This is a genomic window from Pacificibacter sp. AS14, assembly GCF_038899935.1.
In the GTDB taxonomy this organism is placed as follows: Bacteria; Pseudomonadota; Alphaproteobacteria; order Rhodobacterales; family Rhodobacteraceae; genus Celeribacter.
On record NZ_JBBMQI010000009.1, the window covers coordinates 104,911 to 126,645 of the forward strand.

The 21,735-nt window shown below is 53.0% G+C and carries 21 protein-coding genes, 1 tRNA gene and 1 pseudogene; 11 read left to right on the top strand and 12 right to left on the bottom strand.

The genetic code is table 11. The features are described 5' to 3' along the window. Positions 1-11 precede the first annotated feature (11 nt). The gene (locus tag WNY38_RS10715) at positions 12-1,157 is read right to left on the bottom strand and encodes a serine hydrolase domain-containing protein (RefSeq protein ID WP_342857328.1); all 1,146 of its coding nucleotides are present in this window, start codon (positions 1,155-1,157) and stop codon (positions 12-14) included. A 341-nt stretch (positions 1,158-1,498) separates the two neighbouring features. On the opposite strand from WNY38_RS10715, the gene WNY38_RS10720 reads away from it, so the two are divergent. Together WNY38_RS10720 and WNY38_RS10725 are read left to right on the top strand one after the other, a co-directional pair. Continuing rightward, positions 1,499-4,525 carry a valine--tRNA ligase gene (locus WNY38_RS10720; RefSeq protein ID WP_342857329.1) on the top strand — a complete coding sequence of 1,009 codons (3,027 nt, stop codon included), beginning with the start codon at positions 1,499-1,501 and terminating at the stop codon, positions 4,523-4,525. Positions 4,526-4,646: 121 nt separating this feature from the next. After that, positions 4,647-5,768, top strand: coding sequence for a pyridoxal phosphate-dependent aminotransferase (locus tag WNY38_RS10725; RefSeq protein ID WP_342857330.1), 1,122 nt, complete (start codon positions 4,647-4,649; stop codon positions 5,766-5,768). On the opposite strand, the gene WNY38_RS10730 is transcribed toward WNY38_RS10725, so the two are convergent. Then, positions 5,765-7,009: an aminotransferase class V-fold PLP-dependent enzyme gene (locus WNY38_RS10730; RefSeq protein ID WP_342857331.1), complete on the bottom strand. Its 1,245-nt coding sequence runs from the start codon at positions 7,007-7,009 to the stop codon at positions 5,765-5,767. The genes WNY38_RS10725 and WNY38_RS10730 overlap by 4 nt on opposite strands. A gap of 201 nt (positions 7,010-7,210) precedes the next feature. On the opposite strand from WNY38_RS10730, the gene WNY38_RS10735 reads away from it, so the two are divergent. Further along, positions 7,211-7,906 carry a tyrosine-protein phosphatase gene (locus tag WNY38_RS10735; RefSeq protein WP_342857332.1) on the top strand — a complete coding sequence of 232 codons (696 nt, stop codon included), beginning with the start codon at positions 7,211-7,213 and terminating at the stop codon, positions 7,904-7,906. A 191-nt stretch (positions 7,907-8,097) separates the two neighbouring features. Beyond that, positions 8,098-9,513 (top strand): annotated as a pseudogene (locus WNY38_RS10740) (ABC transporter ATP-binding protein); the annotation flags it as partial. 241 nt (positions 9,514-9,754) lie between these two features. Here WNY38_RS10740 and WNY38_RS10745 read toward each other — a convergent pair. Then, positions 9,755-10,432: a TIGR04283 family arsenosugar biosynthesis glycosyltransferase gene (locus WNY38_RS10745; protein ID WP_342857333.1), complete on the bottom strand. Its 678-nt coding sequence runs from the start codon at positions 10,430-10,432 to the stop codon at positions 9,755-9,757. A gap of 79 nt (positions 10,433-10,511) precedes the next feature. Between WNY38_RS10745 and WNY38_RS10750 the strand changes: the two genes are divergently transcribed. Further along, on the top strand, positions 10,512-11,288 hold the full coding sequence (locus WNY38_RS10750; protein WP_342857354.1) for a folate-binding protein: 777 nt from the start codon (positions 10,512-10,514) through the stop codon (positions 11,286-11,288). On the opposite strand, the gene WNY38_RS10755 is transcribed toward WNY38_RS10750, so the two are convergent. Together WNY38_RS10755 and efp are read right to left on the bottom strand one after the other, a co-directional pair. Beyond that, a complete protein-coding gene (locus WNY38_RS10755) occupies positions 11,272-11,892 on the bottom strand; it encodes a DNA-3-methyladenine glycosylase I (RefSeq protein WP_342857334.1) in 621 nt (206 codons plus the stop codon). The genes WNY38_RS10750 and WNY38_RS10755 overlap by 17 nt on opposite strands. Positions 11,893-11,980: 88 nt before the next feature. Further along, positions 11,981-12,544, bottom strand: coding sequence for an elongation factor P (gene efp, locus WNY38_RS10760; protein WP_342857335.1), 564 nt, complete (start codon positions 12,542-12,544; stop codon positions 11,981-11,983). A gap of 211 nt (positions 12,545-12,755) precedes the next feature. Here efp and WNY38_RS10765 point away from each other — a divergent pair, with 211 nt between their 5' ends. The 3 genes from WNY38_RS10765 to WNY38_RS10775 all read left to right on the top strand — a co-directional run bounded on the left by WNY38_RS10765 (position 12,756) and on the right by WNY38_RS10775 (position 15,216). Beyond that, positions 12,756-13,073: a DUF6280 family protein gene (locus tag WNY38_RS10765; protein WP_342857336.1), complete on the top strand. Its 318-nt coding sequence runs from the start codon at positions 12,756-12,758 to the stop codon at positions 13,071-13,073. 130 nt (positions 13,074-13,203) lie between these two features. Beyond that, positions 13,204-13,710, top strand: a complete 507-nt coding sequence (locus WNY38_RS10770; protein ID WP_342857337.1) for a cupin domain-containing protein — start codon at positions 13,204-13,206, stop codon at positions 13,708-13,710. A 54-nt stretch (positions 13,711-13,764) separates the two neighbouring features. Further along, positions 13,765-15,216: a cobyric acid synthase gene (locus tag WNY38_RS10775; protein ID WP_342857338.1), complete on the top strand. Its 1,452-nt coding sequence runs from the start codon at positions 13,765-13,767 to the stop codon at positions 15,214-15,216. Here WNY38_RS10775 and WNY38_RS10780 read toward each other — a convergent pair whose 3' ends face one another. From WNY38_RS10780 to WNY38_RS10790, 3 genes are all read right to left on the bottom strand, one after another. Further along, the gene (locus tag WNY38_RS10780; protein WP_342857339.1) at positions 15,217-16,443 is read right to left on the bottom strand and encodes a hypothetical protein; all 1,227 of its coding nucleotides are present in this window, start codon (positions 16,441-16,443) and stop codon (positions 15,217-15,219) included. Between the two features lie 116 nt (positions 16,444-16,559). Further along, on the bottom strand, positions 16,560-17,918 hold the full coding sequence (locus WNY38_RS10785; protein WP_342857340.1) for a TolC family outer membrane protein: 1,359 nt from the start codon (positions 17,916-17,918) through the stop codon (positions 16,560-16,562). Between the two features lie 53 nt (positions 17,919-17,971). Then, the gene (locus WNY38_RS10790) at positions 17,972-18,625 is read right to left on the bottom strand and encodes a protein-L-isoaspartate O-methyltransferase (RefSeq protein WP_342857341.1); all 654 of its coding nucleotides are present in this window, start codon (positions 18,623-18,625) and stop codon (positions 17,972-17,974) included. Positions 18,626-18,763: 138 nt separating this feature from the next. On the opposite strand from WNY38_RS10790, the gene WNY38_RS10795 reads away from it, so the two are divergent. Next, positions 18,764-18,837, top strand: a tRNA-Cys gene (locus WNY38_RS10795). A 30-nt stretch (positions 18,838-18,867) separates the two neighbouring features. Here WNY38_RS10795 and WNY38_RS10800 read toward each other — a convergent pair. From WNY38_RS10800 to WNY38_RS10815, 4 genes are all read right to left on the bottom strand, one after another. Then, complete coding sequence (locus tag WNY38_RS10800; RefSeq protein ID WP_342857342.1) at positions 18,868-19,935, bottom strand: tyrosine-type recombinase/integrase; 1,068 nt, start codon at positions 19,933-19,935, stop codon at positions 18,868-18,870. Further along, positions 19,929-20,135 (bottom strand): hypothetical protein, encoded by a 207-nt coding sequence (locus WNY38_RS10805; protein ID WP_342857343.1) that lies wholly within the window; start codon positions 20,133-20,135, stop codon positions 19,929-19,931. The genes WNY38_RS10800 and WNY38_RS10805 overlap by 7 nt, the downstream gene beginning before the upstream one ends. A gap of 15 nt (positions 20,136-20,150) precedes the next feature. Next, on the bottom strand, positions 20,151-20,357 hold the full coding sequence (locus WNY38_RS10810; RefSeq protein WP_342857344.1) for a hypothetical protein: 207 nt from the start codon (positions 20,355-20,357) through the stop codon (positions 20,151-20,153). Positions 20,358-20,518: 161 nt separating this feature from the next. Beyond that, positions 20,519-20,740, bottom strand: a complete 222-nt coding sequence (locus WNY38_RS10815) for a hypothetical protein (RefSeq protein WP_342857345.1) — start codon at positions 20,738-20,740, stop codon at positions 20,519-20,521. 119 nt (positions 20,741-20,859) lie between these two features. Between WNY38_RS10815 and WNY38_RS10820 the strand changes: the two genes are divergently transcribed. Both WNY38_RS10820 and WNY38_RS10825 read left to right on the top strand, forming a co-directional pair. Beyond that, the gene (locus WNY38_RS10820) at positions 20,860-21,522 is read left to right on the top strand and encodes a helix-turn-helix transcriptional regulator (protein WP_342857346.1); all 663 of its coding nucleotides are present in this window, start codon (positions 20,860-20,862) and stop codon (positions 21,520-21,522) included. After that, a partial coding sequence (locus WNY38_RS10825; protein WP_342857347.1) for a hypothetical protein occupies positions 21,509-21,735 on the top strand: 227 nt, incomplete at its 3' end. The genes WNY38_RS10820 and WNY38_RS10825, both read left to right, overlap by 14 nt.

The window sequence follows — 21,735 nt, forward strand, 5'->3', positions numbered from 1 at the left end:
TCTCCGGCACGTTATTCGGCGCCGTGATGTACCAGATCCTCCTCGACCGCTTCATGTGCTTCAAAGGGCTCGACTTCACCACGAGAGATGGCCTCAATCACGCGAAGAGCCAGAGCAACTGAGCGCGCAGGGTCTGCAAGCTGGTTGGTTGTGCCAGCAGCGTAAATTTGGAGTTCAGGCGCGTAGAATGCAAAACTCCCCCCGAACCCAAAATGGCCATAGACTGTAGGCAGTTTTCGCCCCCACGACCAAGGTTCTTTAAGACGAAACTTGAGCGCCACCAAGCGCGATGCATCAACACGCATCACACCAAGACCGTAATCAATGGGCCTATGCAAAGGCTTCCAGTCGAACAAATCACGGATACGACGGCGTTCGAACAAATACCCCTCGAAAAAGCTGCGTAAAAAGATCAACCCTTCGCGCGAGGTTGTCACCAAACCAGCATCAGCTTGGAAAGACGCCATGGCACGTGGCACCACGACTTCACGCGTTTTGGACATAAAATTAGCAGGCCGCGTGTCAGACGGATCATTGTAAATGTAAGTTGCTGTCAGCCCAAGAGGCCGCGTGATGCGGTCTTCAACCACCTGCGAAAAGCTCTTTTGCTCGAGCGCTTCAATCACCTTACCCAGAATATGAAAATTGCTGTCAGTATAAAGTGCCTTGGATGAGGCCCCTGGGGCTTCAATTGCACCATGAGATCGTGTGCGTAAAATCACATCTTCAAACGTCCAAGACGTGTCGACCCCATCCGCGAGGGCGTGTTGCAGCGCTCTGGCACGGTTGCGATATACGAAAAAGTCACCAAGCCCAGAGGTTTGTGACATGAGATGCCGGATGGTGATGATACCAGTATAATCCATGGCGTCTTTGACGTGGATTTCGACCCATAAATTGGAATTTGGCAAGTAGGACTTAAACGGCGTATCAAAAGCCACTTTACCCTCATCACGCAGTTGCATCAAAATGGCCACCACATAGAGTTTCACCATGGACGTCGCGAAAAAGGGCGTGCGTGCGTACAACTGCCCCGCATCAAAATTATAATGCGATCCATCTGACTGCCGATATGCGGAAATCGTAATCCCGCTGTATTGCGGGCTTTTCACCATGCGATCGATTTCTCGATCCAGATGTGTTCGCCAATCGCCCATGTCGCGTGTCTCCTATCGCAGGTTTTCTTTTAGGTCCAAAACCTTAAGTCACCGTCAATTTTTAAAGTCCTCCAAGTGGCCATTTCAGGGCACGGTCTATTGGCTTTGACACTCGAAAACGCGACCTAGTTATCTTTGCTCTGATCCGCGCTCTGATCCGCATTTTTGACCGAAACACTGCAGGTTTTCCGAAGCGCCAAAGCGCAGGTGAGCGACAAATGCTCTGAAGTGCCACGAAAATGTCCACAAGGTGGGCCAACATCCGAGGGTTTCACCCTTTCCCTTGCCGTGGCTGCACGGTACATATCGCGCAACAGGAATGACGTATTAGGCGGCTTATCATGACCATGGACAAAGTTTTTGACGCGAAAACAGCGGAAACGCGGATTTATAGCGGCTGGGAAAAGGCAGGGGCTTTCAAAGCTGGTGCCAATGCCTCGCGCGAGGAAACCTTTACCATCATGCTGCCCCCGCCCAATGTGACGGGCGCTTTGCACGTCGGCCATGCGTTTAACCACACATTGCAAGACATCATGGTGCGTTGGCACCGGATGCGCGGCTTTGACACTCTGTGGCAGCCCGGCCAAGACCACGCAGGCATCGCGACGCAGTTGCAGGTCGAAAAAAAACTCATGGCTGAGGAAGGCAAGAAACGCGCCGATTTAGGTCGTGATGAGTTTCTATCCCGCGTGTGGGATTGGAAAGGCCAATACGGAACGACAATTATCGGGCAAATGAAACGCTTGGGCAATTCCTGCGATTGGTCGCGCAACGCCTTTACCATGTCTGGCGCGCCAAATGCGCCTGCGGGCGAAGAGGGCAATTTCCACGACGCCGTGATCAAAGTCTTTGTCGAGATGCATTCCAAAGGCCTGATCTATCGCGGTAAACGCCTGACCAACTGGGATCCTCATTTCGAGACTGCGATCTCTGATTTGGAAGTCGAGAACATCGAGGTCGCTGGCCACATGTGGCATTTCAAATACAAGCTCGCGGGTGGTGACACTTACGAATACGTTGAAAAAGACGAAGACGGCAACGTGACCCTGCGCGAGACTCGCGATTATATTTCTATCGCCACCACCCGCCCTGAAACCATGCTGGGAGATGGCGCTGTTGCTGTGCACCCATCTGATGAGCGTTACGCGCCTATCGTGGGCAAAATGGTGCATCTGCCGCTATGTAATCGTTTGATCCCGATTGTCACCGATGAATACCCTGACAAGGATTTCGGCTCTGGTGCGGTGAAAATCACTGGTGCCCATGATTTCAACGATTACCAAGTTGCCAAACGCTGCAACTTGCCGATGTACCGTTTGATGGATCGCAAGGGTGCTATGCGTGACGATGGTGACAGCTATGAAGCTTGCGTCGACCGTGCCCGCGAAATCGCAACAGGTGCTGCGGCCACCGAGGTTGAAATCGACGAGATGAACCTTGTGCCCGAAAAATACCGTGGCATGGATCGGTTTGAGGCGCGCAAAGCTGTGATCGACGACATCACCAATGCTGGTTTGGCCGTCATGATCACCGTCACCAAAACGGTGAAAGACGATGAGGGCGTTGAGACAGAAGTCTCAGAAATCGTCCCTTACGTTGAAAACAAGCCTGTGATGCAGCCATTCGGGGATCGGTCCAAAGTCGTGATCGAGCCGATGTTGACCGACCAATGGTTTGTGGATGCAGAAAAAATCGTCGCGCCAGCGCTGGAAGCCATTCAAAGCGGCAAGACCAAGATCATCCCTGATTCAGGGCGCAAGGTTTACAACCACTGGCTTGAGAATATCGAGCCATGGTGTATCTCGCGTCAATTGTGGTGGGGGCACCAGATTCCGGTTTGGTACATTCCAGGCAAAGACGACTGGTATCCTATTTGTGCAGCAACTGAAGCGGAAGCTGTTGAAAAAGCGAAACTTCAGTCCGTTGATGGCACCGATTTTCGCATTGTTGCAGACATGCAAGAAGCGACAGAGGTATTGGCCGAACAGATCAAGCTGATGGACACCAAAAATGAAGGCGAAATCAGATCCTTTGAAGGCCCAATGGAAGTGCCCATGTTCCGCGACCCTGACGTTTTGGACACTTGGTTCTCCTCTGGCCTCTGGCCCATCGGCACACTCGGTTGGCCTGAATGGGACGAAGACACCTCGAAATACTTTTCAACAGACGTGTTGGTCACCGGCCAAGACATTCTGTTCTTCTGGGTTGCGCGGATGATGATGATGCAATTGGCTGTGGTGGACGAAGTGCCATTCCACACCATTTACCTGCACCAGCTCGTGCGTGATGAGAAGGGCAAGAAAATGTCCAAGACCACGGGAAATGTGATTGATCCCTTGGAAATCATTGACGAATACGGTGCCGATGCGCTGCGGTTCACCAATGCCTCTATGGCCGCTATAGGCGGGGTTTTGAAACTCTCTGAGGAGCGCATCAAAGGGTATCGCAACTTTGGCACCAAGATCTGGAACGCCGCGCGCTTTGCCGAAATGAACCAAGTGTTCGAGGTCTATGACCCATCTGTAATGCCTACACCTGAGGCAACAGTGAACAAATGGATCATCGGCGAGACCGCGAAAGTGCGCGCCGAGGTGGACGAGGCCATCGCCGCATACCGTTTCAACGATGCGGCCCATGCGCTTTACGGCTTTGTTTGGGGCAAGTTCTGTGACTGGTACGTGGAATTGGCGAAACCCTTGTTGTTTGCCGAAGACGAAGCCGTCTTGGCAGAAACACGTCAAACCATGGGCTGGGCGCTGGATCAGGCTTTGATCATGCTGCACCCGTTTATGCCGTTCATCACCGAAGAGCTTTGGGGCACCGTTCAAACAGATCGCGGGCTTTTGGCCGTCACCGACTGGCCAACATATGGCCCTGAATTGGTGGATGCGGCAGCGGATATTGAGATGAACTGGGTGATCACTTTGATCGAAAGCATCCGATCAAGCCGCGCCGAAGTGCACGTGCCAGCGGGTCTGAAAATCCCCATGGTGCAGGTCGATTTGGACGAAGCAGGCAAGACAGCTTGGGCTAATAATGAGGCCCTGATCATGAAACTCGCGCGCATCGACAGCCTGTCTGTTGGCCCGATGCCCAAAGGCGCGATCACCATTCCGGTCGAGGGCGGCACCTTTGCGCTGCCGCTTGCGGGTGTGATTGATATTGCAGAAGAAAAAGCACGGCTTGAGAAAACCATGCAAAAACTGGCCAAAGAACTGGGCGGTTTGCGCGGACGTTTGAACAATCCGAAATTCGCAGCCTCTGCCCCAGCAGATGTTGTGGCCGAAGCCCAAGCCAATCTGGCGGCGCGCGAAGAGGAAGAAGGCAAACTCAAAGCCGCCCTCGCCCGCCTAGCAGAAATCGGCTGAACACCTGCTAAATGACATGACAAAACGGGCGCAGCGAAATCTGCGCCCGTTTTTGCAGTCTTGTTTGCAGTCTGGGCCATGACCGCTTGTCCGCGCTGTCAACTTGGGGCAGATATTGGATATGACAGATACACGCCTCACCCCGCTTGCAGCATCGCTGCCCTCGACCATTCCCTTTATCGCGCCTGAGCGCATTGAATCTGAACGCGGTGTCGCGTTTGCCGCACGTCTTGGCGCGAACGAGCTGTCTTTTGGCCCCTCGCCCAAAGCCATCACCGCGATGACGGATGCGCTTAGCGGTATTTGGAAATACGGCGTACCCGAAAATGAACCGCTGCGCTCTGAATTGGCCGCACATCTGAACATCGCGCCTGAGGCCCTGACCATCGGCGAAGGCATTGACGGGCTTCTGGGCATTTTGGTGCGACTTTATGTGGGCAGCGGTGAAGCTGTGGTGACCTCTGACGGGTCGTACCCGACGTTCAACTACCACGTGGCGGGTGTCGGCGGCGTGTTGCACAAGGTGGCCTATAAAGGCGACTTTGAAGACCCTAAAGCCTTGATCGCCAAGGCACATGAGGTTGGCGCGAAACTTGTGTACTTATCCAATCCGAACAATCCCATGGGCAGCGTGCATGACGCACTTACAGTGCAAGCCATGATCGATGCTGTGCCTGACGGCTGCCTGTTGGTGCTGGACGAGGCCTATGCAGAATTTGCGCCTGAGAACTCTACACCCGAGCTAGATACAACAGACAAGCACGTGATCCGGTTCCGTACCTTTTCAAAAGCTTATGGACTTGCAGGGGCACGAATTGGCTATGGCATTTCACACCCCGAGATCATCAGCGGCTTTGACAAAATCCGCAATCATTTCGGTGTGAACCGCATCGCGCAAGCTGGTGCTTCGGCCGCCTTGCAAGACCATGAGTATCTATCTGAGACCCTTAAAAAAGTCGATCAAACCCGCGCCCGAATTGCACAAATCGCGCAAGACAATGGTTTGAATCCGTTGCCCTCTGCCACCAATTTTGTCACGATTGATTGTGGACGTGATGGCAATTTCGCCCGAGCTGTTTTGTCCGCACTCAGTGCGCGGGGCGTGTTCGTGCGGATGCCGGGGGCAGCGCCACTGGACCGCTGCATTCGCATCTCAGTGGGCTTGCCGCATGAGTTGGATATTTTGGCCGAGCGCCTGCCCTTGGCTTTGCAGGACGCGTTCGACCAAATCGGCAAAACTTAACCGCTACAGCACCCGCCGGCTTCGGCGGGCGTGGTCACAGTCCCAACCTGACTGGCCAAAAACTGCGTGGCGGCAGTGACGCCACCCGTTCCGTGTGGGATGCCTAAGGCGATAAAACCCGTTTCAATCGCGCCGATCACACCCAAAACCATCTGCGCATTCAAATGCCCCATATGGCCGATCCGGAAATAACCGTGCCATTCCGGCGCATCCCAAGCGGCCATACCCAATGGAATGCCAAGCGTAACGCCCATGTGTTCGGTCAACCAGTCGCGCAACCGCGTGCCATCGGGCTCGGTCAGTTTCAAGGCCGTGACAGCATGCGAGCGTTGCGCGGGATCAGCGACGTTCAAGGTCAAATCGCCCCCCTGCCCCCAAGCGTCCACAGCCGCCCAGTACGCCCCTGCCAAAACCGCATGACGGTTCCAGATGTTTTCCATGCCCTCATCCATCATCATATCCACCGCTGTGCGCAGGGCATACAAATGTTGTGTGGGTGGCGTGCCGCCAAAGAATTCATAAAGATGCGTGGGATCTGTACGCAGATTCCAATCCCAATACGGCGTGCGCATATCAGACGTTTGCCCGACAGCAAGCGCCTTGTCTGAGGCCCAAACAAAACCCATTCCTGCTGGAGTCATCAGCCCCTTCTGCGAGGCGGCAATAGCAACATCAACGCCCCAAGCATCCATCTCAAACGTCTCGCAGCCCATAGAGGCCACACAGTCCACAGCATAAAGTGCTGGGTGGCCTGTGGCATCGATCGCGGCCCGTATAGCCTTGATATCATTGCGCAACGATGTTGCCGTATCGACATGCGTGACAAGCACGACTTTGATGCTGTGATCCGTATCAGCACGCAAAGCCTGCTCGACTTTTGCCGGATCAATCGCAATGGTTTTGCCAAAATCCAAACGCTGTACTTTAGCTCCAAGCTTTTCAGCCACATCGGCCCAGCCTTCACCAAAGGCGCCAGACAAACAGGCCAAAACCGTGTCGCCGCGCGAAATCATATTGGTCAAAGAAGCTTCCCAGACCCCATGCCCGTTGGAAATATACATCGCCACATGATGTTGGGTGCGCGCTATTTTTTTAAGATCGGGGATAAGACCATGGGTCAAGTCAACCAGTTCGCCTGTATAAATATTTGGCGCAGGGCGTTGCATAGCTTGCAAAACAGCGTCCGGCAGAACAGATGGGCCTGGAATAGCGAGGTAATGGCGACCATTTGAAAGTGACATAAGCAAACCTTAGATAATGAGACATCTAGCGTTAACCTACAGATTTTTTTTGGTCAATCGGCACAATTGGCGCAGCAAGATTGACGTAGGGTCGACCCGAAAATTGCGATAATCTGAGGCAAAAGTGCGAAAATGCAGCGACTTGCGAGAGAGACCGATAAAAGATACACAGCGCAGACTGGATTTTCCACATGAGGCAAAATGTCAAAGACTCTTAAAGAACGTTTCAAAGACCTTGAATACGGGCGCGTCGGCACGTTTGGCAACGATGTTTCAACGCCGCAGACACGCAGATTGGCGTATTGGCATTTCCAATTGTTTGACCACGCATTTTTGCGGGGCCTGTGGCAAAACCTATATGAAATTGCACCTGGAGTTTGGCGCTCGAACCAACCTTCGCCCAAGCGCGTCGAAAAGTACAAAAAAATGGGGATCAAAACGATCCTGTCGTTGCGCGGCAACGCGAACAATCCGATCAGCTTTATGCTGTTGGAAAAACAGGCTTGCGAAGAACACGGCATCACTTTGGTAACAGAAAACTTAAGCGCGCGCAGCTTGGCGTCTAAAGAGGCATATTTGCGTGTTTTGGATCGACTGGACCAGCTGAAGCCACCGTTTTTGTTGCATTGTAAATCAGGGGCTGATCGCGCAGGGTTGGTCTCGGCCCTTTATCTTTTGCACGTCAAAGGGGCCCCGCTGAGCGAAGCACGCAAACAGCTGCATTGGCGTTTCGCGCATTTGAAAAGCACCAAAACCGGTATTCTAGATCACCTATTGGACTGTTATGAGGCTGATATCATACGTCTAGGTGATATGCCGATCCGCGAGTGGTTCGAGATCCATTTTGACCAAAAGGCGATCGCGCAGAGCTTTAAGCCTCTTTGGAAACACTCGTAATTGTGTAAACATCGCGCACTGCGGCTAGACCAAAACCGCAGGTGCGATTGGCGAAACGCCTTTTACTGTCAGGATCTTGAATGAGCGATACATTACAGCGACAGCCAAAATCAACTAAGACATTGATGAGTTGGTTTTGGGCGGGTTATTTGCGCCAATCTACGCCGGCTCTTTTGGGCGCTTTTGGCTTTATGGCGGTTGAAGGCATGATGCTTGGGGCGTTGAGCTATTTGATCAAGCCGATGTTTGATACAATTTTGTCAGCTGGCAGCACGTCATCGATCACTTGGGTGGCTTTGACGATCTTGGGGGTTTTCGCAATACGCGCCATTTCTTCTTTCGCGCAGCGTATTTTGATGGCCATCGCCCAGCAACGCACTTCGGCGCGGGTTCAAACCGACCTTGTGCGCCATGTTTTGACCTTGGATGGTCCGTTTTTCCACAAATATCCCCCCGGTGTTTTGATCGAGCGCACACGTGGAGACAGTCAACAAGTGTCAGTTTTGTGGGGACAGCTTTTCACATCTTTGGGGCGTGATGTTGTCGGATTGATTTCCTTGCTGGCCGTGGCATTGTACACGGATTGGGTCTGGACGCTGATTGTTCTGTCGGCAACGCCGTTGTTGGTCTGGCCGATTTCATCACTGCAAACCTTGGTACGCCGCACGTCTTATCAAGCCCGCGAAACCTCGTCTTTGGTGTCCAATCGGTTGGATGAAGTGTACCACGGCACCACATCCATCAAGCTATCAGGCACAGAAGCGCGCGAAACCAATCGTTTTATGACTGCCATCAACGCCTTTGTGCGTTCTGAATTACGCGCTGTACGCGGCCAAGCCGCCATGCCTGCGCTGGTGGATTTGATCGCAGGGATCGGGTTTTGCGCTGTGCTGTATTACGGCGGCGGTCAGATCATCAATGGCGACAAATCCATCGGCGAATTCATGTCGTTTTTCACCGCGATAGGATTGCTGATCGATCCTGCACGCCGTTTGGGCATGTCTGCGGGCATTTGGCAGCAAGCCATGGCACCGATTGAACGCCTGCACGAAGTGTTCATGCAAAAGCCAACGATCATTGACCCAACGGCACCGAAACCCTTGCCCTGCCCAGCCCAGCAAGCCGATGTGCAGCTTGATGATGTGGTGTTTTCCTACACCGATGCACCTGTGCTGCGCGGCACCAGTTTCACGGCCAAAGCTGGCGAAACCACAGCCTTGGTTGGCGCATCGGGGGCAGGCAAATCAACGATCTTTAGCCTGTTGACTCGATTGGCCGATGTGCAATCTGGCGCGATCACTTTGGGTGGCACAAATTGCCAAGACTTGGCGCTGGCTGAGTTGCGCGGGCTCTATTCAGTGGTGTCGCAAGATGCGTTGCTGTTCGACGAAACCATCCGTGACAACATCACCATGGGCCAAGAAATCGATGACGCCGCCCTCAAAGCAGCGATGGATGCAGCCCATGTCAGCGACTTTGTCAATGGGCTGGACCAAGGTTTGGACACGCTTGCGGGGCCACGTGGATCTGCGCTGTCTGGTGGGCAACGCCAGCGGGTTGCAATTGCCCGTGCCGTGTTGCGGGATCGTCCGATTTTGTTGCTGGATGAGGCGACATCGGCCTTGGACGCCCAATCTGAGAAGATCGTGCAAGAAGCGCTAGAGCAGTTGTCAAAGGGACGCACAACCTTGGTCATCGCGCACCGCCTTTCGACCATTCGCAGCGCCCATAAAATCGTGGTGATGGATCACGGCCAAGTGGTTGATCAAGGCACCCATGATGAATTGCTCGCGCGCGGCGGGCTTTATGCCGACCTGTACCGGTTGCAATATTCCGAGGGAAAAACCATCACCGATAGCCGCGGTGTAGCTGCTCGGGACGCGCGCCAAGTAGATAGCGCAGCAAGCGCCACTGATTCCGCGCCCCTTGGGTTAACCAGCCGTTTATTTGGTAGCGTGTCGCGTCTGTTTGGACGCAAAGCGGGCTGACTGTGATTTGGCCTTTTAGGGTGCGCGCGATGGCCACGTCTTCCATCAAGGGCTGATCGGGATAGCCCCCGATTTCGCCGTATAAGCTGCGCGAGATTAGCAAGGCTTGATCGCCGTAAGGCAAGCTGAACACACGGCTGCGCAGATTGGCCCAAGCACTTGTAAGCTTGGGCATGATGCCCGTACTGCGAAACGAGAGCGAGAACACCAGCGCGCCCTGATCCGTTTGAATGTGTTGCAAGGCGGCGTCTGACCAGCCTTCGGGCAACCATGTATCGGCATGTAAAAACAAAAGCCAATCGCCTTGGGCGGCATCCGCACCGCGTGCCAATTGCCCGCCGCGTCCAGCCGGGCCGCTGATAAATGTGGCTCCGACTTCGCCCGCCAATGCCTCAACATCATCAGCCGATCCACCGTCCGAAATCACCAATTCGCGCACCACACCGGCGTTCAGCCCCTCCATCACCCGCGCCAAAGTGTCAGGCAAACTGGACGCTGCATTGAGCGTCGGGATAATGATTGATATCGGTGCGCGCATTGTGATGCCCCTTTGCAGATCGGCCACTGGTGTCTTTGGCCCAAACACCTATATGATCGCCATGAACAAAGGAATGCACATGAACACCCTGTCCCCGAACGCGCCCTCCTCGAACACTGAGCCTCAAGCCCGCAACGTAATCGCTCTGTCAGGTCCAGATCGGATCAAGTTTTTGCAAGGTCTTGTGTCCAATGATGTGAGCAAACTTGACGACACCGCAGTCTACGCCGCCCTTTTGACGCCGCAGGGCAAGTTCATGGTGGACTTTTTTGTAATCCCCCATGGCGAGACGATGCTGATCGATGTGGCAGCATCAGAGGCGGCAGCTTTGCTCAAACGCCTAACCATGTACAAAATGCGCTCGAATGTGACGCTTGATATGACCGGCCTGACAGTGTCACGTGGCCTAGGAGAGGCACCTGAGGGGGCCTTTGCCGATCCGCGTGATGCAGCATTAGGGTGGCGCGCCTATGATGGGCGTGCGTCTGAGGATGTGGATTGGGACGCCTTGCGTGTTCTGCACTGTGTCCCCGAAACAGGCATCGAGCTGACACCTGACACATATCTATTGGAGGCGGGGTTCGAGCGGCTTAACGGTGTAGATTTTCGCAAAGGCTGCTATGTCGGCCAAGAGATCACCGCACGGATGAAACACAAAACCGAGCTGCGAAAAGGGCTAAGTACGGTAAGCATAACTGGCACGGCCCCAATTGGCACGCCGCTTATCACGCAAGACGGCAAAGAGGCAGGCGCCCTGTTCACTCAAAGCGGCGGCAAGGCCATCGCATACTTACGATTTGATCGCGCGCGTGGGTCGATGACCGCAGGTGACGCGCAGGTCACTTGGGACGGGTAAAACCCGCGCGACGGGCCGCACAGGCGGCATAGCAATGACAGTCGGGCGTGTGGTCGTTGACCAAACCCATCGACTGCATAAAGGCATACATCGTTGTAGGACCGACAAATTTCCAACCGCGTTTTTTCAAGTCTTTGGACAAAGCGACAGATGAGGGCGATGTGGCAGCGGGATACTCTAGGCCCGCAAGCTCTTCAGCGCTGGGTTCAAACCGCCAAATATATGCGGCCAATGATCCCTCGCTTGCGACCATTTCAATCGCACGTTTTGCGTTATTGATGGTAGCAACGATTTTGCCACGGTGGCGAATGATGCCCGCATCAAGCACCAAGCGTTCCACATCTTCATCAGTGTATTGCGCGATCTTGTGAAAATCAAAATCATCAAACGCCGCACGAAAATTGTCGCGCTTGGCCAAAATCGTCCGCCAGCTTAGACCCGATTGAAACCCCTCCAAACACAGCTTTTCAAATAAGCGCTGATCGTCATCCTGCACAAAGCCCCATTCAGTGTCGTGATAGACCTGATAGAACGGAAAATCTGGGGCAGCATGCGCCCAGTTGCAGCGTGTCTTGCCATCGGGACTTTGAGTGGAATGGGACATAGCGGGTTCCTTGTATGCAGCGCAATTAAACGCAAAAGGCCGCCCAAAGGCGACCTTTAAAACATGTAAAGCTTATACTGTTTTACGTTCAGGCGCGCTCTGAGTATTCCATGGATTCTGTGTTGACGACGATCATCTCGTCTTGTGCCACGAAGGGCGGCACCATGACTTTAACGCCATTGTCCAAAATCGCTGGTTTGAATGAATTGGCGGCGGTTTGACCTTTGACCACAGGCTCGGTCTCAACAATTTTGCAGGTCACTTTTTGTGGCACAGTCACGTTAAGCGCTTCAACGTCGTAGTATTCGATCACAACAGTCATGCCATCTTGCAAGAATGGGCGACGATCGCCAAGCAAATCTGCAGGCAGCTCAACCTGTTCGTATGTTTCTGTGTCCATGAATACGAGCATACCGTCTGATTCATACAAAAATTGCTGGTCTTTTTGCTCAAGACGCACGCGTTCGACTTTATCGGCAGAACGGAAACGTTCGTTCAACTTACGACCATCGCGCAGGTTTTTCATTTCGACTTGCGCAAACGCGCCGCCTTTACCCGGCTTTACGTGATCGACTTTGACTGCGACCCACAAACCATTCTCATGTTCAAGAGTGTTTCCGGGACGGATTTCGTTACCGTTGATTTTTGGCATGTGCACACCCGCGCTTAGGTTGAAAAAAGATTTATCCATCCTATATCTGGACAGTCTGAGTGGCGCAAGGCGCGGATATAGGTTCGCGTGGGTTGCAAGTTAACCACCTGACGCATAGCAGGTATGCAAATACAGTGTATCCGAATCGTCACGAACCTGTCATAAGGCACCTCACGCCGAAAAGACAAGACCAATAAAACAAGGATAAACCATGGCTGATTTCGTTGACGGCTCCGCATTCAATTATGAACAAGGCCAGCGCGCACGCAAACTTTTTGCTGCTGTTGTTCTTGCTGCTTTGGATGACGCGATCGCCGATAACAAGAAATACGGCAATGGCCCTGAACAGATCGCCCGTTGGGCACGGTCTCGTGATGGGCGCGAAGTTTTGTCATGCGCTGGCATTGATCCAAACGAACGGGTTGTGTCTGGCTTGATGGAATTCGTATCTAAGGGCATCCGCACATCGGTTGCTCTTTCACGTGAAGAAAGCGAACGCCGCAACGCTCAGCAAGCGGAAGCTGCTTAATTCATTAGAGAAACTGCCATTTCTTACTAAAGACGCGCCTCGGGAAACTCGGGCGCGTCTTTCGTTTTACGCAGGCCTAGCTTTGCCCCATACTGACGTCATTCCATCCGATCAGTAGAGAGGCAATGTTATGACCCGATCCCACAAAGGCGGTAAAATCGATATAGAAAATGTGCCAAAAAAAATCGGCACACTCTATCCGCCGCCCCATCACCAAAACACCAAAGCCCGCGAAAAACGGGCGCTGGGGGATGCGGTGGGCTTGGATCAGTTCGGGGTCAACATCACGCGACTTGGGCCAAACACTTGGTCTGCCCTGCCCCATTGGCATGAGCGCGAAGACGAATTTGTCTACATCATCGAAGGTAATCCCACGCTGATCTATGGCGACACAGAAGAACAGCTTGCCCCTGGAGACTGCGCTGGCTTCAAGGCAGGCGTTGAAGTTGGCCACTGTTTGCAAAACCGTACCGATAAAGACGTCGTGATCTTGGAAGTCGGATCGCGCATCACCAATGAGCGCGCGTTTTATCCGGGGCTTGATCTGATGGTCGATACAGCATCCCCGCATTTCTATCACCACTTGGACGGCACGCCTTGCAAAGATGTGAAAAGACGCGGACCAGATGACGACTGAGCTTTGCCCGCGCCGCAATTCGTTTTAGAACAGCGCTTAACAAAAGAGGTACGTATGGCGCGAGCGATTATGATCCAAGGGGCTGGCTCCAATGTGGGAAAATCCATGTTGGTTGCGGGCATCGCGCGTGCGCTGTGTCAGCGTGGTTACACTGTCGCGCCATTCAAACCGCAAAACATGTCCAACAACGCTGCCGTCACATCCGATGGTGGTGAAATCGGCCGCGCCCAAGCCCTGCAAGCACGCGCCTGTGGCCTTGCCCCGCACACTGATATGAACCCCGTCTTGCTAAAGCCCGAAACAGATGTGGGCGCGCAAGTGGTTGTACACGGACGCCGTGTCGCGACTGTGAAAGCACGCGACTATGGTCAGATGAAAGCGACATTGTTGCCCGCTGTTTTGGACAGCTTTCACCGTCTGGCGACTGGCGTGGATTTTGTGATCATCGAGGGTGCCGGCAGTCCCGCCGAAATCAATCTGCGCGACGGAGACATCGCCAATATGGGCTTTGCCGAGGCCGCACATGTGCCTGTGGTGCTGATCGGTGACATTGATCGTGGCGGCGTCATAGCACAGCTTGTGGGCACCCATGCGGTGCTTCCCCTTGCGGACAGAGACCGGATCAAAGCCTTTGCCGTCAACAAGTTTCGCGGTGATGTCAGCTTGTTCAAAGATGGGGCCAAATCCATAGCAGATATGACGGGATGGGCCGATCTCGGCACGATCCCATGGTTTGCGGATGCGCATAGGTTGCCCGCCGAAGACATCATGGACATCGCATCAAGCGGCGATGGTCACATCAAAATCGTTGTGCCGCGCTTGTCACGCATTGCAAATTTCGATGATCTTGATCCGTTGGCGTCCGAGCCAAATGTCACCATCGAGATCGTCGAGGCGGGCCGCCCCTTGCCCGCTGATGCCGATGTTATCTTGCTGCCTGGCACGAAATCCACCATCGGGGATCTGGCCTATTTGCGGGCGCAAGGTTGGGACATCGACATATTAGGTCATGTCCGTCGCGGCGGTCGTGTTTTGGGAATTTGCGGTGGATATCAAATGCTTGGCACTTGGATCGATGATCCAGACGGGATTGAAGGCACGGCGGGGCGCGTGGCAGGCCTTGGGCTTTTGGACGTGCAAACCGTGATGACAGGCGACAAACGTCTGGCCGAGGTCTCAGCGCGCGACATCGCGACGGGCGCTGCTTTGAATGCTTATGAAATTCACATCGGGCGTACAACGGGCGTGGACTGTGAGCGCGCTTGGCTTGAGGTTGAAGGCCGCCCTGAGGGTGCACAGTCAAGGTCGGGGCGTGTCAAAGGCTGTTATTTGCACGGGCTGTTTGCCTCAGACAGCTTTCGCCACAACTATCTCGCAGCCTTTGGTTTGGATGCACCGCAGGGCAATTTCGAGGCTGGTGTCGACGATACTTTGGATGCATTGGCCAAGCATATTGAGGCCCATTTGGACCTCGACACGCTCATCAAGCTGGCCGAAAAGGTTTGATTATTCGAATTCGCGCAGGGTCAAAGCACGTTGAACTTCGCGTCGCACCAAACGGCGCACGTTACTGGTGATCCGTTCGCCCAAAGCACCTTGCAACTCTTCGCGGATCACAGCGGCGATCATATCGCGCAAGGCCTCTTCGTCGAGCACCTCGTCATCCTCGTATCCCGCAAGCGCCAAGTCATCATCATCATCATCTAATGCGTCTAGAACAACTTTCAGCGGCGGCACAGAAGAAGATGGGTTTGGCGCACCCTTGGGTTCGATAATCTTCGGTTCAGGTTCAACAGCTTCAGCGACAACATGAACGTCCTCAACAGAGGCGCTTTGCGCGACGGCTGCGTCTGTCTCGGCTGCGTCTGCCTCGGACGCCTCGATGTCAGCGGCAACTTCTTCTTGGCGCTCCACTTGCGATTTGGTTTCAGCAGCTTCTGCCAATTTGTCGAAATCTGCATTGCGAAAATTTAACACGCGGGCCGTAGAATTCACCAAAGCTTGCGGGAACACCTGAGGGGCGTCTTCATCGTCGTCATCGTATCCGCCCGCATCCCAGTCATTCGACCGAGTTTCTACAGCACTTTCAAGTTCAGCGATGCGTTCTTCAAGCGACAAACCAGCCGCGTGATCTGCTACCTGTGAATTTGGAGTGTCGTCATAGGCAGAGGACCACTCAGCGTCTTGCTCTTCACTGTCAACATCTTGCATCAACACCTGTGCGGCATGGACTGCATCTGCGACGATCGAGTTCCCACTTTCTGGTTTAGGCTGAGCTTCCAACTCTGGCTGGACTTCCTGCTCTGGCTCAGCTTGTGCGGCGACGTCGTCAGTCACATCACTTGTATCCCCCAAAATCTCTTGCGCAGACGTAAAATCATCTGTGAGAGCGATTTCAGAATCGACAGAAATTTCGCTGCTGTCCTTTGGAAGCGCTTCTTGGACCACCTCAGATTTGGGGGCTGGAATATGTGTGGCGTTTTCAGGCTCAAGCACCAAAGGGGATTGGTCGTCGGAGGCAGAAAAGACATCCTCTGTCTCTTGATCTTCAACGAGAGATGAAAAAGGTGTCGAGCTCCCATCAATCACACGCAAATCAGGCGACAACACAAACCGTTCAGGCGCCTTAGCCTGCGACTGTTTGCGCAGCTGCGGATCGTAGGTTTCCGAAACCAATCTGCGAATAGACGCGAGCACGTCATCCGCGCCCATATTTGTCATTGGATCAGACATCCCGACTCCCTCGTTGTGCTACCGCCTATGGTAGCCAGCTTCTGTGCGACACACAACAAATAGAAAATCCGCCCGAGTGCGCCCCAAGCGGATTCCTTTATGAGGGGTGCAAAAGCTTATTTGCGGCCTAAAGATTCCAAAACACGGTCTAATTTTGCACCCTCGGCGCTAATCTGACGCGTCGGAGCGGATTTCACAGCGTTGTAGTAGGCTGCTGGATCATAGACAGGCACATTCAACTTGAGATGATCAACGGTCATCAAACCCATAGCATTGAGTAAAGTATAGATACCCGCCTCACGATTGATTCGCGCTTGAATGGCTGACACTTGAGCGTCCAGCAAATCTTGTTCGGCTTCCAATACGTCCAACGTGGTGGACGCGCCAAGTTCAGCTTCTTCTTTCACGCCTTGATAGGCAACACGTTGTGCATTAACCGAGGCATCCGAGGCCTTAGACGATGCATCGTACACAGACAACATAGACCATGCAGTGCGCACGCCTTGTTCAATCTGACGTGTGGTTGTAAGAAGTGATGCTCTCGCGCTGTCACGGTTGGCTACGGCCGTACGAATAGACGAAGACAGTTGTCCTCCAGCATAAATCGTACCGCTCGCGGTGATGGTTGCGCTATCCGATAAAGAACTCGAATCAGTAATGTATTTGTTGGCACTGAGCGATAGCGTTGGAAGTAAGCCGCGCTCAGCTATCTCAACAGCCAAATCAGTGGCCGTGATACGATGCTGCAAGGCCTTAATCGATGGGTGGGTACGTGTCGCGATTTGTACCGCCTCATCGACCGTTTTGGCGGGGTAGCTCACGCTGGGCGGGCTGGACAAGTTTGAAGGGTAGTTGCCAATCGCAACCTTATAAACTTCACGCGCAGCAGACACTTGACCTTGAGCCACAGCAAGCTCGGCACGCGCTGAGGCCAATTGGGCTTCGACTTGACTGACTTCTGTACGGGTGATTTCGCCGACTTCGAAACGATCTTGGGCAGCCTTCAAATTTTGCTGCATCAAGCGCAGGGAATTGGCGCGCAGGTTTGCTTGGGCATCATTGTAGCGCACATCCATATAGGCCGTGACGGCATCAGACAGAATATCTTGCTCAATAGACACAAGGCTCGCACGCGTGGCCAAAACAGTTTCCTTGGCCGCGTCAACGCTAAGCTTGTTTGATCCAAACGTAAACAGTTCCATGGATGCGGTAAACTTCAGTACATCGGTCCAAGTCTCGTCGCTGTAAGTGGAATACGCAGAATACGCAAATGTCGGACGCATACTCGCCAAAGCAGAGGCAACACCTTCATCCGTCGCACGCAGGTTGGCACGGTTTTGTTCCAACAGGCCAGAGTTTTTATAGGCCGACGCCAAAGCATCGCCCAGAGTTTCAGCAGACAAGGCCATGGGGCTCAAGACCGCCCCAATCGCCAAAAAACTGGCTGCGAGTGTTCGTTTAATGCCAAGTCTCATGTGTCTGCCTCATATGTTAAATAGGGCGGCTCTTTGACCTGCCCAGACCAATATCAAAGCGCGAATACGCGATCTGCCTCAAACCCCGGAAGCACCGGAGCTGTGGCGTTAAATGCCAGACGCCAAGTGATGTTACCGTTTGACTTGTACCCTATACGTGCAATTCCAAGAGGTCCGTCTAAGAAAATTGCACAAATGCGCCCACCTTCTTTGACTTGGCTTAAAATTTCGGCAGGAATCGTCTCGACGGCCCCTTGCAACACGACAACATCGTAGGGTCCGTGTTGCGGCGCACCAACAGTCAAAGCCGCCGTTTCAACGACAACATTGTCAGCGCCAGCGTCAGACAAAGCCGATGCTGCGTCTTGCGCAAATGTCTCGTTTTCTTCAACAGCGATCACAGCCTGCGCCATGCGGGCGATCACAGCCGAGGAATAGCCAAGGCCTGTGCCGATATCGAGAACCAACTCGTCGCACTGAATATTGAGCGCATCCAACATCTTAGCCAAGACGCGTGGATCAAGCGCCACACGACCATTGCCGAGCGATACATGTTCTCCAACGTAAGCCGCGGCACGTTGTGCTGTGGGCACAAAATTTTCGCGGGCCACGGTCAACATGGCTTCAATGATTGGGAATTTGGTTACATCAGAGGGCCGCACTTGAGTGTCGACCATCATGGTACGAAGTTTTACAAAATCTGTCATGAGCTGAACTCTTTCGTTCACATAGGAGTCTCTTGCGTTATTGCCATATCACAAGACATACGGCAACACGCGAATATCATACATTTGGCGTCTTGCAGCCCCCGCATCCTTGGTATAAACCCCGCTCAACCACGAAGAGGCGAGTTGGCGGAGTGGTTACGCAGCGGATTGCAAATCCGTGTACAGGAGTTCGATTCTCCTACTCGCCTCCAATAAAATCAATGGGTTACAATTTTCTTTACTCATAGGGTATCACCTCCAGTATCAGTTTCCTGCTTTGTGCTCGTTTCGTTCAATAGCTGCTCCCACAGCTTTCTCTTTTCAGCAGCAGTTTTTGCGCGCATGACTTGACGTGCAAAACCCGCATACTTAATCACCATTTTCTTAGTTTTGTGACCGCTATAGCTCATAATCTCATCGTCATCGCAGCCAGCCCAGGCTAACTCCATAACACCGCGATAGCGCATGGCGTGTAAATCATGAGCCAACACCCCAAGACGCCCGCGCTCGGCGCGCATAACGCGAGCGATCTTATAATAACTCATCGGTGAACCGTCTTCGTTGGCCAATATTGGACGATCCGGCTTAGCTTTTTCGCCAATTGCAGCTTTCAAACGGTCGAGTTGAGCAATAAGATTTGGTGTGCAGGGAAGTTGAAGCTCCACTCCAGTCTTGTTTTGAGTCAAATCGAGGTTTTTGTCTTTGTAATGCAACCAAGTGAAACCATTTAAGTCTCCTGGACGCTGTACCGTCCCTACCCCGAGCTCAAATATGAGCATTGGCAATTCACTAGCGTTGTTTCGCCAGGTTTCCACTGCAGCATCTGTCCAGGGAATATGAGGTTTTTTTCTTTCGTCAGGAACTCGCAGGCGTTCGATTCCAGCGGCTGGATTTTCGTGAAGCCAACCTTTCCGCCTCGCTAGTTTCGCCAACAGGGTAACTGCTACAGGGATGTAATTAGCGAAATTGACACGATGGGCATTCTTGTCCATCGCTTTATAGATATCGGCGGCGGTGAGCCTCGCAACGTCTCGCTTGCCAATCTTTTTGTTTAGATAAATGAAGGACTTTTCCAGGTCTTCTCGGTAACGCGGCTCGTAACCGGCCCACTTTTGTGAATGACGAAACTCTTCGATCAGTACTGACCAGGAACGCTTGGATTCATGGCGCTTTCCCCGCCGTATCTCCCAATACTCTTCGTCAAATTCAGGTGTGCCTTCTTCAGCATAAATACGATAGTATTTCCCGTCTTTGCGAACATACCAACGCCCACTCGGATGCTGCCATAGGTATTTCTTGCGAGTTACCACGAGATTTCCTCGTGTCCGTCAACAAGCTCGCCAGAGACAATAAGCTCTAAAAGCTTGGTGTCCCATCGTTTCTCCCCGGCGATAATCTTTGCTTCCGGCAAATGGCCTGATTCCACGCCTGCTCTGAATTCACGAACGGACATGTCGAGCAACTGTGCCGCTGTACTCTCTTTCGCTGCAAGTGGTGTAAAGCGCGACATCAGATAACGCCTTTTTTATGGCGAGGATTTGAATTCTAGTTCGACCGTTTTGGCGTCCAAATACTCTTCGGCTGCACCCGCCGGCAGTAGATAGATGCCGCCAACCTTTATGTGGCGCACCTCTTTTCTGCGGATCAAACGGCGCACTCGTGCCAAGGGCCACCCGAGACGCGATGCGGCGTCAGAGGGGCTTTCGCAATCATGGTTACGAGATGTGTTCATTTACGCACTCCTAGTCACAGTTGGCTTACAAGGTGCAGGCGGACAAATTCCACTGTTTACAAGTTTGTCGAAATCCCCCGGGGAATGACCGCAATATCGTGCAGCTTCGGCACGGCACAGGGCAGCCCCCCAATCGACTGGAATGAATGCTTGTTTCATTTTCAGTCCTTTCGCTCTTTAACGGCATCGTGTTCGTGTTCCTCTGGTTCGAGCAACCCTTCCATCTGAGCAGGGGTCAAAAGCATCAGTCGTCCGAGTTTATAGAATTGCCCGCTGAGCCGCGCTTTGGATCGAATAAGGCGTGGTGACACATGGACCCCATGGCTGAGAAGAGTTTCGCTCCAAGCTTCTGGGGTCCGTCCTTTTGAAAGCAACTCTGACATCTATCCCTCGTGATCCTGCAAGTTCTTACAACTATGTGGCACTACTGGCGGCATGTCACTCTGTACTTGAAAGACGCGAAATAATCGGAAATATTGTTCCGGTATGAATAGGAGGAAGCATGCCGCGATCGTTTAAATTCCCGCTCGACACCCGATCACCAGAAGAAAAGGCCTACGACGAACGTCAGGAAGAGGAACGTCTTGATAAGGAAGAAGCTCTGAGGCGGTTTGCTCCAGAGGAGGCGATACATGAAAATCTGCGCAAATATCGGCAACGGCTAGGAATTACCAAGCAACAAATGGCCGAGCTCCTGGATGTAACTCCACGAACTTATTACGCTTATGAGCAAGGACATCGTGCCGTGCCCTCACCTGCAATCGCTCAGCTGGCGATCCTGACGGGAGGCGACCTCAATGAGATCCTTTTGGGTCGTCCAGCACTCCGTAGCGGCAAGGCAACTCAAGTGGTAGTTGACGAGGCCATCGTGGTACTGAAATTTTTGGCTTTGAAATACCCCAAAATGACCATGGAAGACCGTTACAAGGTCGTCCGACTACATGCGCTTGATGACCTTCACGGCTTCGCCAGAATGCACCCCAGAGTAATCCGTGATTTTGCGAAGATAGTCACCCGTTATAAATTTCACCCAGAAGACATTCCCGCCCCTCCGTTCCACGAAGACTACGGGGATGATCATGAGCGATGGGAACGTGACATGGCTGATTGGCAAAAGGCTGTCGATGAAGATACGCCAGACGACAGCGGAAATGAGCGCCCGTGAAGTTTTATTAGGTGATCCAGAAAGCACGCATCGCCCGTTCCCAACCAACGCGAGCGGTATCGAATTTTTTGGATTTATATACTACTGCACCGGCCTCCTCTGGACTTTCTGGACCAGAGAACAAGGTCCGGTTTCCGCGGTGGCCTCAACTGGTCGGCGCAACACTTTAATCTTTAGGAAGAGATGGAGTGTTTTAAATGAAGTACCGTACCA

Coding starts and splice junctions, on each gene's coding strand:
- WNY38_RS10715 (WP_342857328.1), bottom strand. CDS start 1,157: ATGGGCGATTGGCGAACACATCTGGATCGAGAAATCGATCGCATGGTG.
- WNY38_RS10720 (WP_342857329.1), top strand. CDS start 1,499: ATGACCATGGACAAAGTTTTTGACGCGAAAACAGCGGAAACGCGGATT.
- WNY38_RS10725 (WP_342857330.1), top strand. CDS start 4,647: ATGACAGATACACGCCTCACCCCGCTTGCAGCATCGCTGCCCTCGACC.
- WNY38_RS10730 (WP_342857331.1), bottom strand. CDS start 7,009: ATGTCACTTTCAAATGGTCGCCATTACCTCGCTATTCCAGGCCCATCT.
- WNY38_RS10735 (WP_342857332.1), top strand. CDS start 7,211: ATGTCAAAGACTCTTAAAGAACGTTTCAAAGACCTTGAATACGGGCGC.
- WNY38_RS10745 (WP_342857333.1), bottom strand. CDS start 10,432: ATGCGCGCACCGATATCAATCATTATCCCGACGCTCAATGCAGCGTCC.
- WNY38_RS10750 (WP_342857354.1), top strand. CDS start 10,512: ATGAACACCCTGTCCCCGAACGCGCCCTCCTCGAACACTGAGCCTCAA.
- WNY38_RS10755 (WP_342857334.1), bottom strand. CDS start 11,892: ATGTCCCATTCCACTCAAAGTCCCGATGGCAAGACACGCTGCAACTGG.
- efp (WP_342857335.1), bottom strand. CDS start 12,544: ATGCCAAAAATCAACGGTAACGAAATCCGTCCCGGAAACACTCTTGAA.
- WNY38_RS10765 (WP_342857336.1), top strand. CDS start 12,756: ATGGCTGATTTCGTTGACGGCTCCGCATTCAATTATGAACAAGGCCAG.
- WNY38_RS10770 (WP_342857337.1), top strand. CDS start 13,204: ATGACCCGATCCCACAAAGGCGGTAAAATCGATATAGAAAATGTGCCA.
- WNY38_RS10775 (WP_342857338.1), top strand. CDS start 13,765: ATGGCGCGAGCGATTATGATCCAAGGGGCTGGCTCCAATGTGGGAAAA.
- WNY38_RS10780 (WP_342857339.1), bottom strand. CDS start 16,443: ATGTCTGATCCAATGACAAATATGGGCGCGGATGACGTGCTCGCGTCT.
- WNY38_RS10785 (WP_342857340.1), bottom strand. CDS start 17,918: ATGAGACTTGGCATTAAACGAACACTCGCAGCCAGTTTTTTGGCGATT.
- WNY38_RS10790 (WP_342857341.1), bottom strand. CDS start 18,625: ATGACAGATTTTGTAAAACTTCGTACCATGATGGTCGACACTCAAGTG.
- WNY38_RS10805 (WP_342857343.1), bottom strand. CDS start 20,135: ATGTCGCGCTTTACACCACTTGCAGCGAAAGAGAGTACAGCGGCACAG.
- WNY38_RS10810 (WP_342857344.1), bottom strand. CDS start 20,357: ATGAACACATCTCGTAACCATGATTGCGAAAGCCCCTCTGACGCCGCA.
- WNY38_RS10815 (WP_342857345.1), bottom strand. CDS start 20,740: ATGTCAGAGTTGCTTTCAAAAGGACGGACCCCAGAAGCTTGGAGCGAA.
- WNY38_RS10820 (WP_342857346.1), top strand. CDS start 20,860: ATGCCGCGATCGTTTAAATTCCCGCTCGACACCCGATCACCAGAAGAA.